This window comes from Pseudomonas sp. ok272 (assembly GCF_900109995.1).
GTDB lineage: Bacteria > Pseudomonadota > Gammaproteobacteria > Pseudomonadales > Pseudomonadaceae > Aquipseudomonas.
The window spans coordinates 175,937-192,234 of the sequence record NZ_FOCB01000010.1 but is presented as its reverse complement, the minus strand read 5'-3'; the positions used below and the strand labels follow the sequence as shown (position 1 = coordinate 192,234).

Here is a 16,298-nt window from a genome sequence, read left to right as displayed (position 1 = left end):
GCTTACGCGTGCAAGCGTACCCAGACGCTGACCAGCACCGTGGCCGCGATCATCCAGGCCACTGCCGCGACGGCCAGCGAAGCCTCCAGTCGCATGCGGTCGACCATCAGGTACAAGGTCGCCAGGTACACGAAGTAGGGAATGATCGACCACATGCCGAACACGATGGTGGTCTTCAGGTCGTCCAGCGAACGGCCTTTGCCGACGATGTAGTGGGCGATCAGGGCGAAGGTCGGAAACAGCGGCACCAGGCCGGCGATGTAGTAGTTCTTGGTCTTGGCGAGGAAGGCGAGGATCACCACCACCGCCGCGCCCAGCGCTGCCTTGAGAATCAGGTCCATTAGTGGCTCAGTCCGTACTTTTTCACTTTGTCGAACAGCGTGGTCTTGGCCATGCCCAGTTCCAGGCTGGCCTGGCTCAGGTTGCCGCCGCTGCGCTGCAAGGCGTCGTTGAGCAGGTTGCGCTCGAAGGCTTCCACGGCTTCGGAAAACCCCAGGCCCTGGGCGGCGCCGGTGCTGCCGGATTTCTTGAACGCCGGCAGGCCAAGGGCGAAGCGCTCGGCGACGTTGCGCAGTTCGCGCACGTTGCCGGGCCAGTCGTGGCTCATCAGGTGCGACAAGGTCTGGTTGTCCAGTTCGGGGACGCTGCGGTCAAAGCGCAGTGAGGACTGCTGCAGGAAGTGTTCGAACAGTTGCAGGATGTCCTCGCGCCGTTCGCGCAGCGGTGGCAGTTCCAGGGTCACCACGTTGAGGCGGTAATACAGGTCGCTGCGGAACTGGCCGGCGCGGCTCAGGTCATCGAGGTCGGACTTGGTGGCGGCGATCACCCGGCAATCGACCGCCACGCTCTGGTTCGAGCCGAGTCGCTCCAGGGTGCGCTCCTGCAACACCCGCAGCAGCTTGATCTGCAGGGGCAGGGGCATGCTTTCCACCTCATCGAGGAACAGCGTGCCACCGTTGGCGTGTTCGATTTTGCCTATCCGGCGCTTGCCGGCACCGGTAAAGGCGTTGGCCTCGTGGCCGAAGATTTCGCTCTCGAACAGGTTCTCTGGCAGGCCGCCGCAGTTCAGGGCCACGAACTGCTGGGCGTGACGGCGGCTGAAGTCGTGCAGGCAACGGGCGACCAGTTCCTTGCCGGTGCCGGTCTCGCCTTCGATCAGCACGTTGGCCGAGGTGTCGGCGACGTTGGCGATCAGTTCGCGCAGGTGTTGCATGGCCGGCGAGCGGCCGATGATCCGGCCTTCCAGGGAATCGCGCTCGGCCAGTTGCCGGCGCAGGGAGGTGACCTCGCGGGCCAGGCTGCGTTGTTCCAGAGCGCGGCGGGCGACGTCGACCAGGCGTTCCGGCGAGAAGGGTTTCTCCATGAAGTCGTAGGCGCCTTTTTGCATGGCGTCGACGGCCATCGAGATGTCGCCGTGGCCGGTGATCAACACCACCGGCAGACTGCGATCCCGGGCCTTGAGCCGCCCCAGCAGTTCCAGGCCATCGATGCCCGGCAGGCGAATGTCGCTGATCACGATCCCGGCAAAGTTGTCGCCCACCTGGGCCAGGGCCTCCTCGGCGCTGCCCACGCCCACACAGGGAATGTCTTCCAGGGTCAGCGCTTGCTGGCAGCCGAGCAGGACATGGGGATCGTCTTCGACGATCAGTACATGGAGTTCGTTATTCATATCGGCTCGGCAGGGTGAGGGCTTACCAGCGGTAAACCGAGGACGAAAGCGGTGCCACCGCTGGCGGGGTGTTCGACGCTCAGGCTACCGCCCGTTGCGGCGGCCAGGCTGGCGGACAGCGTCAGGCCAAGGCCCAGGCCTTGTTCGCCAGGCTTGGTGGTGAAGAACGGTTCGAACAGATGCTTGCGGGCCTGGGCGTCGATGCCATGACCGTTGTCACGCACTCGCAGGCGGTACTTGCCGTCGCTGGCCTCGCCCTCCAGCCACAGTTCGGGCGTGGGCTGGGCGTGCATGGCGTCCAGCGCATTGCCGATCAGGTTGACCAGGATCTGTTCGAGTCGGGTCTGGTCGATTTGCACCTGCGCATCGATGAATTGACCATGCACCTGCACCGCTGCGCCGTCGAGTCGCGAGGCCAGCAGTTGCAAGGTGGCGTCCACGGCCTTGGCCAGGCTGGCCTGGCCGTGGTCATCGCCGCGCCGGGCGAAGGAGCGCAGGCTGGCGGTGATGCGCCCCATGCGGTCGATCAATTCGTTGATGGTCTTCAGGTTGGCGCTGGCGATGTCCAACTGGCCACGCTCAAGGAAGCGCACGGTATTGCCGGACAAGGTGCGCAGGGCGGCCAGTGGCTGGTTCAGTTCATGGGCGATGCTGGTGGACATCTGGCCGATGGCTGCCAGCTTGCCGGCCTGCACCAGTTCATCCTGGGCGCGCCGCAAGGTTTCCTCGGCCTGGCGTCGCTCGCGGATCTGCGCCTTGAGCCGGTCATTGCTGGCCCGCAGGTCGGTGGTGCGCTCGCCGATCTTGCGTTCGAGCTGGTTGTTGGCTTCCTGCAGGGCTTCACGAGCGGCCAGGCGCGTGGCTATGACCTTGCGCCGCTCGTTCCAGGCAATCAGCAGGAAGGCCAGCAGGGCGAAGGCCACGGCAACCAGGATGCCCTGGTTGATGGCCTCGCGCCGCAGGTCTTGCAGCGGCGTGAGCAGGGTGAAGTTCCACGGTGTATCGCTCAGGGGCCGGGTCTGGGACAGGTAGCTGATGTCTTCGTTGTCGCCTTGCGCGACTTCGACGTTGGCCGGGAACGTGAGTTTCTCCACACCTTCGGCCAGGCGCTCGCGGGCCAGCGGCTCCAGCTCGTTGAGCGGGAACCAGTAGTACTGAAGGCTGCGGGCCAGGCGTTCCTTGGTGTCTTCGCTCAAGGGACGCACGGACTTGAGCCGCCGCGCCGGGTCGCTGGACAGAATGATGATGCCGTTCTCATCGCTGACGAAGGCTTCCAGGCGCGCCCGCTGCCAGCGTTCTTCCATGGACTCCAGACGGACCTTGACCACGGCGACACCGATGATCTTGCCTTGCTCTTCCAGGCCATGGGCCAGGTAGTAGCCCGGCTCGCCGTTGGTGCTGCCAATGCCATAGAAGCGCCCCGGCTGACCGCGCACGGCGTTCTGGAAGTAGGCACGGAACGACAGGTCTTCGCCCAGGTAACTGTCGACGTCGCGCCAGTTGCTGGTGGCCAGGACCCGGCCGGTGGTGTCCATCACATAGATGGCCCGGCTGCGGCTACGGCGGTTCAGGCCTTCGAGGTAGTCATTGACGGTTTGCCGGTGCTCCGGCGTGGGGTCGTCCAGCAACTGCGAAACACTCGATTCGAGTTCCAGCAGGCTGGGCAGGTAGGTGTATTTGCTGATTTCGCTTTCCACCGCGCGAGCGTTGAGCTCCAACTGGCGTTGTCCGCTTTCGCTCAGGCTGCGAATGCCGTAGTGCTCGCTGAGCCAGAAGCCAAGGAAGCCCAGGGCGACCATCAACAAGATGACCAGCGGCGGAAGGAACAGATGGCGAATCAGGCGGGGTTTCACGGCAAGTGATGGCGGCGCTGCGCGATAAAGATTGGGGTCGCATTTCATCACAGATGCCTTGGGTCAACCACCTTACAAATCAACAGACCACCGTCGATCCCCCTGTGGGAGCGGGCTTGCTCGCGAAAGCGCTGTCTCGGCCTGCACAACTGTTGAATGTGAGGGCCTCTTCGCGAGCAAGCCCGCTCCCACAGAAGCGGGGGAGCGGTGTCGGGGCTTAGTGCTGCAGGATCTTGTCCAGGAAGTGCTGGGCACGTTCGGAGCGGGCGCTGATGTCACCGAAGAACTCTTCTTTCGGGCAGTCTTCGATGATCTTGCCGGCGTCCATGAAGATCACCCGGTCCGCGACCTTGCGGGCGAAGCCCATTTCGTGGGTCACGCACATCATGGTCATGCCTTCGTGGGCCAGTTGCACCATCACGTCCAGCACTTCGTTGACCATCTCCGGGTCCAGCGCCGAGGTCGGTTCGTCGAACAGCATGACGATCGGGTCCATGGCCAATGCCCGGGCAATCGCCACACGCTGTTGCTGGCCGCCGGACAGTTGGCCGGGGTGCTTGTGGGCATGGGCCGAGAGACCGACACGCTCGAGCAGTTGCAGGCCCTTTTTGGTGGCCTCTGCCTTGCTGCGCCCCAGGACCTTGATCTGGGCGATCGTCAGGTTCTCGGTGATGGTCAGGTGCGGGAACAGTTCGAAGTGCTGGAACACCATGCCAACGCGCGAGCGCAGTTTCGGCAGGTTAGTCTTCGGGTCGGCGATGGAGGTGCCGTCGACCACGACGTCACCCTTCTGGAACGGTTCCAGGGCGTTGACGCACTTGATCAGTGTCGACTTGCCGGAGCCGGAAGGCCCGCAGACCACGATCACTTCGCCTTTCTTGACCTCGGCGCTGCAATCGGTCAGTACCTGGAAGTCCCCATACCACTTGCTGATGTTCTTGATAGAGATCATACGGCGAACCTTTTTTGCAGACGCTTGACCAGCAGCGAGGCGGCAAAGCTGATGATGAAGTACACGAGCCCTGCGAAGATCAGGAACTCATTGGAGCGACCAATGATGTCGCCACTGGCGCGCGAAGCGTTGAGGAAATCCACCAGGCCCACGGTGTAGACCAGGGAGGTGTCCTGGAACAGGATGATGCTCTGTTGCAACAGCAGCGGGGTCATCTTGCGGAACGCTTGCGGCAGGATGATCAGGCGCATGGTTTGCCCGTAGGTCATGCCCATGGCCTGTGCAGCGGCCATCTGCCCCTTGGGAATCGACTGCACACCGGCGCGCACGATTTCGCAGAAGTACGCCGCTTCAAACATCATGAAGGCCACGATGCAGGAGGCGAACGCGCCGATGGGGGTGTCTTCGCCGGTGATCCAGCGCAGCACGAACGGCACCGCCAGGTAGAACCAGGTGATCACCAGCAGCAGCGGGATCGAGCGGAAGTAGTTGACGTAGGCGCCCGCGATGTTCGACAGCAGCTTGCTGTGGGACAAGCGCATCAACGCCAGGATCGTACCGATGATGATCCCGCCGACGACGCCCAGGACCATCAGTTGGAGGGTGGTCACCATGCCGTTCCACAAACCGGGAATGGCCGGGACGATGCCACTGAAATCGAAGTCCATTATTTACCCCCCACGGAGATCAGGCCCGGGACGGAGACTTTCTTCTCCACCATGCGCATCAGGAGCATCAGGCTCATGTTCAGGGTGAAGTAGATCAGGGTGGCCAGGGTGAAGGCTTCGAACAGGTTGGCGGAGAACTCGGCGGTCTGCTTGGTCTGCGCGAGCAGCTCCATCAGGCCGATCAAGGACGCCACGGACGAGTTCTTGAAGACGTTGAGGAATTCCGAGGTAAGCGGCGGAATGATGATGCGGTAGGCCTGGGGCAGCAGCACGTTCCAGTAGATCTGCGGCAGCTTGAAGCCCATGGCGCGGGCGGCGGCTTCCTGGCCACGGGGCAGCGCCTGGATACCGGTGCGCACTTGCTCGCACACCCGGGCGGCGGTGAACAGGCCCAGGCACACGACGACGCTCAGGTAGGCCGAGGTGGTCGGGTTCAGGTCTTGCTTGTACCAGTCCTGCAGGTTTTGCGGCAGCAGGTCGGGCACCAGGAAGTACCAGATGAATAGCTGCACCAGCAGGGGTACGTTACGAAAGAGTTCGACGTAGCAGGTGGCGATCCCCGATACGATGCGATTCGGCACGGTGCGCATGACACCCAGGATCGAGCCCAGCAGCAGCGCGATGATCCAGGCCACGATGGCGATGGCAATGGTCCAGCCAAGCCCGGAGAGGTACCAGTCGAGATAGGTCTCGCTGCCCACGCCGGTAGACTTGAAGAACACGCCCCAGTCCCAGTTGTAATTCATTAGGGTCTCCCCTCGGATTCAATCGATGTACAAGTGCCCGCCTGGGGAAACTCCGTTCCCGCCCGACCAAGTGGTCGGGCACACACGAGCGGCTCGACAACCACCGGTTCGAGTGTTCCAAAAAATACCAGCAGGGAATGACAGCCTCCTGAAAGGGCATTAGCCCTGTCAGGAGGTAAGGTTAGTCAGGAATCAGGATTTCTTTTCGTCAGCCGCTTTGTCGGTCGGGTTGGCGATCAGGGCCTTGAGCTCGTCGCTCATCGGGAACATCAGGTTCAGGCCTTTAGGCGGGATTGGCGCCTGGAACCACTTGTCGTAGATCTTGTTGATCTCGCCCGACTTGTAGGTCGCGACGATGGCCGCATCCACGGCTTTCTTGAACGGCTCGTCGCCCTTGCGCACCATGCAGCCGTAGATTTCGTAGGACTGTGGTGTGCCGGTCACGGCCCAGTCGGTCGGCTTTCTGGCCTTGGCCATTTCACCGGCCAGCAGTGCGTCATCCATCATGAAGGCGACGGCGCGGCCCGATTCCAGCATCTGGAAGGATTCGCCGTGGTCCTTGGCGGAGATCACGTTCATGCCCATCTGCTTGTCAGCGTTCATCGCCTTGAGGATGCGCTCGGACGTGGTGCCAGCGGTGGTCACGACGTTCTTGCCCTTGAGGTCAGCGAAGTCCTTGTAGGTCGAGTCCTTCTTGGACAGCAGGCGGGTACCGATTTCGAAGATGCCCACCGAGAAGTCGACTTGCTGCTGACGTTCTACGTTGTTGGTGGTGGAACCGCACTCGACGTCCACGGTGCCGTTCTGCACCAGCGGGATACGGGTCTGGGAGGTCACCAGGTTGTACTTGACCTTGAGGTCCGGCATGTCGAGGTCTTTCTTGATGCCTTCAACGATGGCCAGTTGGATGTCGTGGGAGTAGCCCACTGGCTTGCCCGACGCATCCGCAATGTAGGAAAACGGAATAGAGCTGTCGCGGTGGCCCAGGGTGATGGTGCCCGACTCTTTGATCTTCTTCAGGGTGCCGGTGAGTTCGGCGGCGAAAACTGGCGTGCTGATCAGAGCGGCAGCAATGGCTGCGCCCAGGATATGGGGAACGATACGCATCAAATTTTCCTCGACATTGTTTTTTTTATGGGGCCAGTTCTTCGGCCCTCTTGTACAGCGCAATGCGTGGACGGCTCCTGAAGTGTGGCGCGTCCGGCATTGGTCCAAGAGTGTAGAGCATGAGTCGTGCCAGACCAGTGTTTATTGACCAAGTTATTGGTTTATAAGGTTATTAAGTATTTTTCAGGGTGTTTTTTAAACGCTGTGATCCGGTTAACCGAATAGGTTGCGGGCAAAGCGTTCGGAAAACCGAATGAATAGTGGGGCGCCCAGGTCCAAGCCGGTCTCGCTCCCACACCCACACAAAACGGTGGTGGCGTGGGATGTAAAAAGCCCCTGGATCTCACGATTCAGGGGCTGGTGGTGATCGTTCCAGCGATCAGGCCGCTTCGATCTTGCCGCGATTGGCGGCGGCCGTGTCCAGGTACTGCTGCACCTTGGCGTGCTCATCCGCCGTGGTGAACAGGCCCAGTTTGCTGCGCCGCCACAGGATATCGTGGGCGGTGGTGGCCCATTCCTCGCGGCACAAGTAATCGACTTCACGGCTATAGAGGCCGCCGCCCAGGTGTACGCCCAAGTCGCCCAGGTTCTGCACGCCGTCGAGCATGCGCCAGGTACGGCTGCCGTAGGTGGTGGCCCAGCGTCGGGCAATTTCCGTTGGCACCCAGTCGAAGGCGTCGCGAATCTTCGCGCTCAAGGCCTCTGGCGTGGTCATCTGTTCGCCGCCGGGCAACGGCGCGGCGGCCGTCCAGCTTGGCCGCATTTGGGTGAAGAACGGGGCCAACTGCGCCATGGCCGACTCGGCCAGCTTGCGGTAGGTGGTCAGCTTGCCGCCGAACACCGACAGCAGGGGGGCTTCTTCCCGGGTGCCGGACAGCGCCAGGGTGTAGTCGCGGGTGACGGCCGACGGGTTGTCGGATTCGTCATTGCACAGCGGACGAACGCCAGAGTAGGTGTGCAGGATGTCGTCGCGGCTGATCTGCTTTTTGAAGTGCGCATTGACCACGTTGATCAGGTAGTCGGTCTCACCTTCGGTGATCGCGACCTTGGCCGGGTCGCCGGTGTACTCGCGGTCCGTGGTGCCAATCAGGGTGAAGTGATTGAGGTATGGGATGGTGAACACAATGCGCTGGTCTTCGTTCTGCAGGATGTGCGCATGGTCGCCTTCGTACAGCTTGGGCACGATCAGGTGGCTGCCCTGGATCAGGCGGATGCCGTAGGGCGATTGCATCTTCAGGTCGTCACGAATGAACGTGGCTACCCACGGGCCGGCGGCATTCACCAGGGCCTTGGCGCTGATGGAGAACAGGCTGCCATCGGTGCGTTCAAGGTTCAGGTGCCACAGGCCTTTGCTGCGGTGGGCGCTGATGCAACGGGTCTGGGTGTGGACGTGGGCGCCCTTTTCCCGCGCGGCCATGGCGTTGAGTACCACCAGGCGGGCATCGTCGACCCAGCAGTCGGAGTATTCGAAGCCCTTGGTGATCTCGCTTTTCAAGGCGCTGTCGGCGCCGAACTTCAGGCTTCTGGAGCCGGCCAGCTTTTCGCGCTTGCCCAGGTGGTCATACAGGAACAGCCCGGCGCGGATCATCCACGCTGGGCGCAGGTGGGGGCGGTGCGGCAGGACAAAGCGCATTTGCTTGACGATGTGCGGGGCCTTGGTCAGCAGCACTTCACGCTCGGCCAGGGCCTCACGCACCAGGCGGAACTCATAGTGTTCGAGGTAGCGCAGGCCACCGTGAATCAGTTTGCTGCTGGCGGATGAGGTGTGGCTGGCCAGGTCATCCTTTTCGCAAAGAAACACCGAAAGACCGCGGCCAGCGGCATCTGCTGCAATCCCGACGCCATTGATGCCACCGCCGATCACGGCAATGTCATAGATTTCGGCAAGTGGGGGTGTCGGGATGGACGTGGGCATCGGCTGGCCTCGGGCTCTTTTGCGGTTCTGTATTTGAAATCGAACATTAATGTTCATTTTCGAAAATGGTAGCCGATAAGAGCGCCCACAGCCAGTTAACTTCGATTAAAAAAACTCATCGAAGGGGCGTCAAAGGAAGATTTTCGAACATTGGTGGCTGGCGGGGCGGTGGGTTGCTTGCGCAATCGCCTTCGCCGGCTTGCCGGTCTCGCTCCTACCAGGATTGCGCAGGCCCAGTGGGAGCGGGACCGGCCTGCCCGCGAAGGCATCGGTGCGGTGATGAGGCTGTTAGAAGGGCTTAGACCACTTCCAGGCGAATTTTGTGCTGGCTCAGCAGTTGCGCCAGTGCCGGCACCGGTTGCTGGTCAGTGACCAGGCAATCGACCAGGCTGATGGGACCCAGGCGAATCATGGCGTTGCGCCCGAATTTGCTGGAGTCGGCGGCCAGTATCACTTGCCGGGCATTGGCGATGATTGCCTGGGAAACGCGGACTTCCTGGTAGTCAAAGTCCAGCAGGCTGCCGTCTTCGTCGATGCCGCTGATGCCCACCAGGGCGAAGTCGACCTTGAACTGGTTGATGAAGTCGACGCTGGCCTGGCCGACAACCCCGCCGTCACGGCGCACATTGCCACCGGTGAGGAGCACGTCGAAGTCGTCCTTGGCACTGAGCATCGACGCCACGTGCAGGTTGTTGGTGATGATCTTCAGGTGGCTGTGATTGAGCAGCGCCCGGGCAATGGACTCGGTGGTGGTGCCGATATTGATGAACAGCGAGGCGTGATCGGGGATTTGCTTGGCGATGGCTTCGCCGATGCGCTGTTTCTCGTCGCGCATCTGGTCGGCACGCATGGCGTACGCGGTGTTTTCCACGCTGGAATCATAGGCTGCGCCGCCGTGATAGCGACGCAGTAGATGGTCTTCTGCCAACTGATTGATATCGCGGCGAATGGTTTGCGGTGTGACAACGAACAACTGGGCCATTTCCTCGATGCTGACATAGCCGCGTTCGCGGACCAGTTCGAGGATTTGCTGCTGGCGGGGAGGCAGATTCATTGGGCGTCCTTTGGGCTGCCGTGCAAATTGGCCCATGATGCCGGAGGAATCCACTCCCTGCCAGTTACGTTCCGATACGAATCACTGACTTGGCTTACTCAGCGCCTTCGTGCGGCTCCCAGTCGCGGGTGCGGCTGACGGCTTTTTTCCAGCCAGCGTAGAGCTTCTCCTTGGCGGCATCGTCCAGGGTCGGATCGAATTCGCGCTCGATCACCGCCTTGCCGCGCAGTTCTTCCAGGCTGCCCCAGAACCCGCAGGCCAGGCCGGCCAGGTAGGCGGCGCCGAGGGCCGTGGTTTCGCGCATTTGCGGACGCTCGACCTGGGTGCCGAGGATGTCGGCCTGGAACTGCATCAGGAAGTTGTTGGCCACCGCGCCGCCGTCCACACGCAGGGCCTTGAGGCGCTCGCCGGAGTCCTGTTGCATGGCGTCGAGTACGTCGCGGGTCTGGTAGGCAATCGACTCCAGGGCGGCACGAATGATGTGATCCACCCGTACGCCGCGTGTCAGGCCGAACAGTGCGCCACGGGCATAGGGGTCCCAATACGGCGCGCCGAGTCCGGTGAAGGCCGGGACCAGGTACACGCCGTTGCTGTCCTTGACCTTGCTGGCGAAGTACTCGGTGTCGTGGGCGTCGTTGATGATCTTCAACTCGTCGCGCAGCCATTGCACGGTGGAACCGCCGTTGAACACGGCACCTTCCAGTGCATAGGCCACTTCGCCCCGTGGGCCGCAGGCGATGGTCGTGAGCATGCCGTGGCTGGATTTAACGGCCTTGCTGCCGGTGTTCATCAGCAGGAAGCAACCAGTGCCGTAGGTGTTTTTCGCCTGGCCGGGCTCCACGCACATCTGGCCGAAGAGGGCGGCTTGCTGGTCGCCGGCGATGCCGCCGATGGCGATGCCACTCTTGGTGTGGCCGTAGATCTCTGACGAAGACTTGACCGCTGGCAGCATCTCGCGGGGGATGTCCAGCACCTGGAGCATCTTCGCGTCCCACTCCAGGGTGTGGATGTTGAAGAGCATGGTGCGCGAGGCGTTGGTGTAGTCGGTGACGTGGGTCTTGCCGCCGGTAAACTTCCAGATCAGCCAGCTGTCGACCGTGCCGAACAGCAACTCGCCCTTGCGTGCGCGTTCGCGGCTGCCTTCGACATGGTCCAGGATCCACTTGAGCTTGGTGCCGGAGAAGTACGGGTCGGTGACCAAACCGGTGGTGTCGCTGATGTACTGCTCGTGGCCATCGCGCTTGAGCTGCTCGCAGATCTCGGTGCTGCGCCGGCACTGCCAGACGATGGCGTTGTAGATCGGCCGGCCGGTGGTCTTGTCCCAGACCACGGTGGTCTCGCGCTGGTTGGTGATGCCGATGGCCGCGACCTGGTCATGGTGCAGGCCGGCTTGGGCCAGGGCCTCGACCATCACAGCGCTCTGGGTGGCGAAGATCTCCATCGGATCGTGCTCGACCCAGCCGGCTTGCGGGTAGTGCTGGGCAAATTCGCGTTGTGCGGTGCAGACCACATTGGCGTCACGGTCAAAAATGATCGCTCGCGAGCTGGTCGTACCCTGGTCGAGGGCAATGATGTAGTTCTTATTCTGTGGGTCGGTCATGTCGATTGCCTTGGACGAAATAAGGGAGTGGGTACGGGCGCAGGGTCAGTGGTGGGCAGGACCGGGCGCCGCAGCTTTCAAGAGGTTCGGGTTTTGCCGTCGATGGTAGATTCTGCATCCTTTGTAGCAGGTTCGGCGCCCGGCAGATGTCGGGCGATCAACCCGCGATAGGCCGCAGCCCCGAGGCAGGCGCCGATGATCGGCGCACAGATCGGAATCAGGAAATAGGGAATGTCACGTCCGCCAGTGAAGGAAATTTCACCCCAGCCAGCGAAGAAAGTCATCAGCTTCGGGCCGAAGTCCCGCGCCGGGTTCATCGCGAAGCCGGTCAGCGGCCCCATCGAGCTGCCGATCACGGCAATCAGCAGGCCAATCAGCAGCGGTGCCAGCGGGCCTTTGGGCAGGCCGTTGTGGTCATCGGTCAGGGACATGATCACGCCCATCAAGATGGCGGTGATGATCAGCTCCACCAAAAACGCCTGGGCGGTGGACAGCGCCGGGTTGGGGAAGGTGGAGAACACAGAGGCCAGCTCCAGGCTGGCCTGGCTGCCACGAATCATCTGCTGGCTTTGTTCGAAATCGAAGAATAGGTTGCTGTAAAGCGTGTAAACCAACAACGCGCCGCAGAAGGCCCCCGCGACCTGGGACACAATGTAGAACGGCAGTTTGCGCTTTTCAAAGGCAGTGAACAGGCACAGCGCAATGCTGACAGCCGGGTTCAGGTGGGCGCCGGAAACGCCGGCGGTTAGGTAGATCGCCATGCTCACGCCAATGCCCCAAATGATGCTGATTTCCCACAGGCCAAAGCTCGCGCCCGCAACCTTGAGGGCAGCCACGCACCCGGTACCAAAGAAGATCATTAAGGCAGTACCCAGGAACTCGGCCATGCACTGGCTCGAGAGCGATGGTTGTCGTAAAGCAGTTGTCATTCAAACCTCGGTTTTTTGTTGTCTGGCGCTGTTTCCAAAAGGGACCGAGCGCGACTGCCGCCGAGGCAGGATCGCCATCCTGGTCTCGGTTTGCTGCGGGGTGTGGCGTGGGAATTTTCGCACATTATTCAGATTCGAAGAAATATAGACAAGAAACACTGCTCTAAAAGATCGAAAGTGAACTATTCGGCGCGTTTGATCGATCCGTTAGGTGAGCGCTTTTTTGGCTTCTGCGGGCCTGCCGGTTTTCCAGGCGAGGAGGGCTGGCAGTGGAGCCTTTTGTGACGCGATGACCTAGAATCGGGCGCAGGTTTTTCTTCCTTCGATCGTATGGAGACGTCATGACACCTGCATTGGACCTGCTGAAAAAAGTGCGTGCCGAACATCGCATACACAGTTATGACCATGATCCAAAAGCCGCGTCCTATGGCCTGGAAGCCGCTGAAAAGCTCAACCTTGAGCCATCGCAGGTGTTCAAGACACTGCTCGCCGCCAGTGAAAAAGGTGAGTTGTTGGTGGCGGTGGTGCCGGTCGTCGGCAGCTTGGATTTGAAAGCGCTGGCCCAGGCTGCCGGGGTGAAGAAAGTCGAAATGGCCGACCCGGCGGCTGCGCAGCGGGCAACCGGTTATCTGTTGGGGGGCATCAGCCCGTTGGGCCAGAAAAAACGCCTGCGGACCTTCATTGATAACAGCGCCCAGCCTTTTGCGACTATTTATGTCAGTGCGGGGAGACGGGGGCTGGAGGTCGAGTTGGCGCCGACGGTGCTTGCCGAACACACCCAGGCCCAGTTTGTTGATATCGGCCGGGCCTGATCCCGCGCTGTATGGTGAAAATCGCCGGACTCTGTCTATGTCTGTCGATCATGCGTTGATGCATGCTTGCCCTCATCAATAAGAGGAGTGCTCCCATGCAGCTTGCGTTTCATCAAGTCGACGCGTTCAGCGACCGCCCGTTCAGCGGCAACCCGGCGATGGTCTATCGGCTCGAACACTGGCTCAGTGATGAGTTGATGCAAAAGATTGCCGGCGAGCACAACCTGGCGGAAACCGCCTTTGTGGTGCGTGAGGCCCAGGGCTGGCATATCCGCTGGTTCACGCCGACCACCGAAGTACCGCTGTGCGGCCACGCGACGCTGGCCAGCGCTTATGTCTTGTTCGAACTCTATAAAGAGCCGGTCGAACGGCTGGAATTCATTAGCCAGTCCGGGCCTTTGAGCGTGAGCCGCGAAGGTGGGCGACTGTGGCTGGACTTTCCGTCCAAGGCTGTCGCGGCAGTGGCCGCGCGTGCCGACGTGGAGCGCGCATTGGGCGTCAAGGCGCTTGAAGTGCTGGGCTCCAATGAATTGTTCGTGGTGCTGGAGTCGGAGCAGGCGGTACTCGATTGCCAGCCGGATATGGCGGCCCTGGCGAAGCTGCCTTGGCTGGGGGCCGTCGTTACCGCGCCTGGTTCGCGGCATGACTTTGTCTCGCGCTATTTCGCGCCAGCCATCGGCGTCGATGAGGACCCGGTCACCGGCTCCACCCATTGCCTGCTGATCCCGTATTGGGCCCGGCAACTGGATAAGACCCGCCTGACGGCGTACCAGTGTTCGGCGCGGGGTGGAGAGTTGTCCTGCCGGCTGGAGGGCGAGCGGGTGAAGATTGGTGGGGATGCGACACTGGTTGCCAGCGGGACGTTGATGCTGGGTTAACCCTGCTCGATGTGAGCGCAGCGCGTGCGCTCACATCGAGGGCGTAGGTTCAGGAGACGGTGCTGTGCCGGCGAACGCCGGATTCCGCGGCCAGAATCTGCGCCGCGGTACTGCCAGACGCCTGGAACAACACCAGGTGTTCAGCGGCGACGCGAATGCCGACCTCGGCGCCGATCTGATGATCGGCGTGGCTTGGGAAAATCGATTCCAACTGGCTGCCGGTCGGCAGTTGCAGGCGATAGAGCATCGAGGCGCCCAGGAAGGTCTTGCCGACGATCCGTGCCTTGAGCGGGCTTTGCGGCGCATAGACGATGTCATCCGGACGCAACAGCACATCCACCGCGGCGCCGGCGGGCCAGGTGTAGGCGCGGTTGCCGCGTAGCACGCCCAGTTCGGTCTGTACCGATTCCGGGGTCTGCATCTGGCCACGAATGAAGTAGCCCTGGCCAATGAAGCTCGCCACATAGGGCGTCAGCGGTTCGTGATACAGGTTGTAGGGCGTATCCCACTGCTCCAACCGACCTTCCTTGAACACCCCAACCTGGTCGCTGACCGCAAAGGCCTCTTCCTGATCGTGAGTCACCAGGATCGCGCTGGTGCCTCGGCTCTTGAGAATGTCGCGCACTTCGTGACTCAGTTTGCGCCGCAATTCGCCGTCGAGGTTGGAGAACGGTTCGTCGAGCAGCAGCAGTTGAGGTTCCGGGGCGAGCGCCCGGGCCAATGCCACACGTTGTTGCTGGCCACCGGAGAGCTCGTGGGGAAAGCGCTTGCCGAGGTTCTTCAGGTTGACCAGTTCCAGCATCTCCTGGGTTACCCGGTCCTTGTTTGGGTGCTTGCGAATGCCAAAGGCAATGTTGTCGGCCACGCTCAGGTGTGGAAACAGCGCGTAGTCCTGGAACACCATGCCGATTCGGCGTTTCTCCGGGGCCAGGGTGAAGCCGGCACTGGAGATGGTTTCGCCCGCCAGTTGGATTTCCCCTTCGTGAACCGGCTCGAAGCCGGCGATGGCCCGCAGGGTGGTGGTCTTGCCGCAACCCGAGGAACCCAGCAGGCAGCCGATGTCACCGGCGTTGAGGTGCAGGTTGAGGTTCTGCACCACGCGCTGGTCTTGGTAGCCGCAGGCCAGGTTGCGCAGGTTCAGCAGGAGTGAATGGCTCATGCGTGGTGGTACGCCGGCGGAACGAGAAACTCCAGCAGGGCCTTTTGTGCATGCAGGCGGTTCTCGGCCTGATCCCAGGCGACCGAGCGGGTGTCGTCCAGCAGGTCGAGGCTGATTTCTTCGCCGCGGTGGGCGGGCAGGCAATGCATGAACAGAACGTCTTCGGCGGCCAGGTCGAGCAGGGCACGATTGACCTGGTAGGGCGCAAACAGTTTGAGGCGCTTGGCGGTTTCTTCTTCCTGGCCCATGGAGGTCCAGACGTCGGTACTGACCAGGTGGGCGCCGCGAACCGCATCTTTTGGGTCACGAACGATGGTCACGCGCTCGCCGGCAGCGGCAACGAACGCAGGGTTGGGCTCGTAGCCTTCAGGGCAGGCGATGCGCAGTTGGAAGTCGAACTGGATCGCGGCTTCTATATAGCTGTTGCACATGTTGTTGCCATCGCCGATCCAGGCCACGGTCTTGCCCTGGATCGAGCCACGATGTTCAAGGAAGGTCTGCATGTCGGCCAGCAGTTGGCACGGGTGCAGGTCATCGGACAGGCCGTTGATCACCGGTACGCGGGAGTTGGCCGCGAACTCGGTCAGGGTGCTGTGGGCAAAGGTGCGGATCATCACCGCGTCGAGCATGCGCGACATGACGATCGCGCAGTCGCCGATCGGCTCGCCGCGCCCCAGTTGGGTGTCGCGTGGCGAGAGGAAAATGGCCTGGCCGCCGAGCTGGATCATGCCCGCTTCGAACGACAGGCGAGTCCGGGTCGAGGACTTCTCGAAGATCATCCCCAGGACGCGGTTTTTCAACGGCTCGAACAGTACGCCGCGGTTACGCAGGTCTTTGAGCTCAATGCCTCGACGGATGACGCTGACCAGCTCTTCGGGCGTGCAATCCATCAGGGAGAGAAAGTGCCTTGCGCTCATCATTGACTACCTTTTTGCAACAGACCGCAGATACTCAAA

Annotated in this window: 15 protein-coding genes; 2 read left to right on the top strand and 13 right to left on the bottom strand. The window is 61.6% G+C overall.

Annotated features, from left to right (window positions below):
* Positions 1 to 2 precede the first annotated feature (2 nt).
* The 11 genes from BMW74_RS16160 to BMW74_RS16110 form a co-directional block, all read right to left on the bottom strand.
* Positions 3 to 332: a GlpM family protein gene (locus BMW74_RS16160; RefSeq protein WP_175479240.1), complete on the bottom strand. Its 330-nt coding sequence runs from the start codon at positions 330 to 332 to the stop codon at positions 3 to 5.
* A gap of 8 nt (positions 333 to 340) precedes the next feature.
* A complete protein-coding gene (locus tag BMW74_RS16155; protein WP_093423145.1) occupies positions 341 to 1,669 on the bottom strand; it encodes a two-component response regulator AauR in 1,329 nt (442 codons plus the stop codon).
* Positions 1,666 to 3,570 carry a two-component sensor histidine kinase AauS gene (locus BMW74_RS16150; protein WP_093423142.1) on the bottom strand — a complete coding sequence of 635 codons (1,905 nt, stop codon included), beginning with the start codon at positions 3,568 to 3,570 and terminating at the stop codon, positions 1,666 to 1,668. The genes BMW74_RS16155 and BMW74_RS16150 overlap by 4 nt, the downstream gene beginning before the upstream one ends.
* 169 nt (positions 3,571 to 3,739) lie before the next feature.
* Positions 3,740 to 4,474, bottom strand: coding sequence for an amino acid ABC transporter ATP-binding protein (locus BMW74_RS16145; RefSeq protein ID WP_093423139.1), 735 nt, complete (start codon positions 4,472 to 4,474; stop codon positions 3,740 to 3,742).
* Positions 4,471 to 5,142, bottom strand: coding sequence for an amino acid ABC transporter permease (locus BMW74_RS16140; RefSeq protein WP_093423134.1), 672 nt, complete (start codon positions 5,140 to 5,142; stop codon positions 4,471 to 4,473). The genes BMW74_RS16145 and BMW74_RS16140 overlap by 4 nt, the downstream gene beginning before the upstream one ends.
* Positions 5,142 to 5,888, bottom strand: coding sequence for an amino acid ABC transporter permease (locus BMW74_RS16135; RefSeq protein WP_093423130.1), 747 nt, complete (start codon positions 5,886 to 5,888; stop codon positions 5,142 to 5,144). Before BMW74_RS16135 ends, BMW74_RS16140 begins: the two co-directional genes overlap by 1 nt.
* A 192-nt stretch (positions 5,889 to 6,080) precedes the next feature.
* Positions 6,081 to 6,995: a glutamate/aspartate ABC transporter substrate-binding protein gene (locus BMW74_RS16130; protein ID WP_093423125.1), complete on the bottom strand. Its 915-nt coding sequence runs from the start codon at positions 6,993 to 6,995 to the stop codon at positions 6,081 to 6,083.
* A gap of 379 nt (positions 6,996 to 7,374) precedes the next feature.
* Positions 7,375 to 8,910, bottom strand: a complete 1,536-nt coding sequence (glpD, locus tag BMW74_RS16125) for a glycerol-3-phosphate dehydrogenase (RefSeq protein ID WP_093423121.1) — start codon at positions 8,908 to 8,910, stop codon at positions 7,375 to 7,377.
* Between the two features lie 298 nt (positions 8,911 to 9,208).
* Entirely contained in the window at positions 9,209 to 9,964 is a 756-nt protein-coding gene (locus tag BMW74_RS16120; protein ID WP_093423116.1) for a DeoR/GlpR family transcriptional regulator, read from the bottom strand.
* Between the two features lie 94 nt (positions 9,965 to 10,058).
* Positions 10,059 to 11,564 carry a glycerol kinase GlpK gene (gene glpK, locus BMW74_RS16115; protein ID WP_093423112.1) on the bottom strand — a complete coding sequence of 502 codons (1,506 nt, stop codon included), beginning with the start codon at positions 11,562 to 11,564 and terminating at the stop codon, positions 10,059 to 10,061.
* A 77-nt stretch (positions 11,565 to 11,641) separates the two neighbouring features.
* Positions 11,642 to 12,493, bottom strand: coding sequence for an MIP/aquaporin family protein (locus BMW74_RS16110; RefSeq protein ID WP_093423107.1), 852 nt, complete (start codon positions 12,491 to 12,493; stop codon positions 11,642 to 11,644).
* 341 nt (positions 12,494 to 12,834) lie between these two features.
* Between BMW74_RS16110 and ybaK the strand changes: the two genes are divergently transcribed.
* Both ybaK and BMW74_RS16100 read left to right on the top strand, forming a co-directional pair.
* Entirely contained in the window at positions 12,835 to 13,305 is a 471-nt protein-coding gene (ybaK, locus tag BMW74_RS16105) for a Cys-tRNA(Pro) deacylase (RefSeq protein WP_093423103.1), read from the top strand.
* Positions 13,306 to 13,400: 95 nt separating this feature from the next.
* On the top strand, positions 13,401 to 14,183 hold the full coding sequence (locus BMW74_RS16100) for a PhzF family phenazine biosynthesis protein (RefSeq protein ID WP_093423098.1): 783 nt from the start codon (positions 13,401 to 13,403) through the stop codon (positions 14,181 to 14,183).
* Between the two features lie 49 nt (positions 14,184 to 14,232).
* On the opposite strand, the gene BMW74_RS16095 is transcribed toward BMW74_RS16100, so the two are convergent.
* Together BMW74_RS16095 and argF are read right to left on the bottom strand one after the other, a co-directional pair.
* Positions 14,233 to 15,342 (bottom strand): ABC transporter ATP-binding protein, encoded by a 1,110-nt coding sequence (locus BMW74_RS16095; RefSeq protein ID WP_093423094.1) that lies wholly within the window; start codon positions 15,340 to 15,342, stop codon positions 14,233 to 14,235.
* The gene (argF, locus tag BMW74_RS16090) at positions 15,339 to 16,259 is read right to left on the bottom strand and encodes an ornithine carbamoyltransferase (RefSeq protein WP_093423089.1); all 921 of its coding nucleotides are present in this window, start codon (positions 16,257 to 16,259) and stop codon (positions 15,339 to 15,341) included. Before argF ends, BMW74_RS16095 begins: the two co-directional genes overlap by 4 nt.
* Positions 16,260 to 16,298 lie beyond the last annotated feature (39 nt).

Coding starts and splice junctions, on each gene's coding strand:
- BMW74_RS16155 (WP_093423145.1), bottom strand. CDS start 1,669: ATGAATAACGAACTCCATGTACTGATCGTCGAAGACGATCCCCATGTC.
- BMW74_RS16150 (WP_093423142.1), bottom strand. CDS start 3,570: ATGAAATGCGACCCCAATCTTTATCGCGCAGCGCCGCCATCACTTGCC.
- BMW74_RS16145 (WP_093423139.1), bottom strand. CDS start 4,474: ATGATCTCTATCAAGAACATCAGCAAGTGGTATGGGGACTTCCAGGTA.
- BMW74_RS16140 (WP_093423134.1), bottom strand. CDS start 5,142: ATGGACTTCGATTTCAGTGGCATCGTCCCGGCCATTCCCGGTTTGTGG.
- BMW74_RS16135 (WP_093423130.1), bottom strand. CDS start 5,888: ATGAATTACAACTGGGACTGGGGCGTGTTCTTCAAGTCTACCGGCGTG.
- BMW74_RS16130 (WP_093423125.1), bottom strand. CDS start 6,995: ATGCGTATCGTTCCCCATATCCTGGGCGCAGCCATTGCTGCCGCTCTG.
- glpD (WP_093423121.1), bottom strand. CDS start 8,910: ATGCCCACGTCCATCCCGACACCCCCACTTGCCGAAATCTATGACATT.
- BMW74_RS16120 (WP_093423116.1), bottom strand. CDS start 9,964: ATGAATCTGCCTCCCCGCCAGCAGCAAATCCTCGAACTGGTCCGCGAA.
- glpK (WP_093423112.1), bottom strand. CDS start 11,564: ATGACCGACCCACAGAATAAGAACTACATCATTGCCCTCGACCAGGGT.
- BMW74_RS16110 (WP_093423107.1), bottom strand. CDS start 12,493: ATGACAACTGCTTTACGACAACCATCGCTCTCGAGCCAGTGCATGGCC.
- ybaK (WP_093423103.1), top strand. CDS start 12,835: ATGACACCTGCATTGGACCTGCTGAAAAAAGTGCGTGCCGAACATCGC.
- BMW74_RS16100 (WP_093423098.1), top strand. CDS start 13,401: ATGCAGCTTGCGTTTCATCAAGTCGACGCGTTCAGCGACCGCCCGTTC.
- BMW74_RS16095 (WP_093423094.1), bottom strand. CDS start 15,342: ATGAGCCATTCACTCCTGCTGAACCTGCGCAACCTGGCCTGCGGCTAC.
- argF (WP_093423089.1), bottom strand. CDS start 16,259: ATGAGCGCAAGGCACTTTCTCTCCCTGATGGATTGCACGCCCGAAGAG.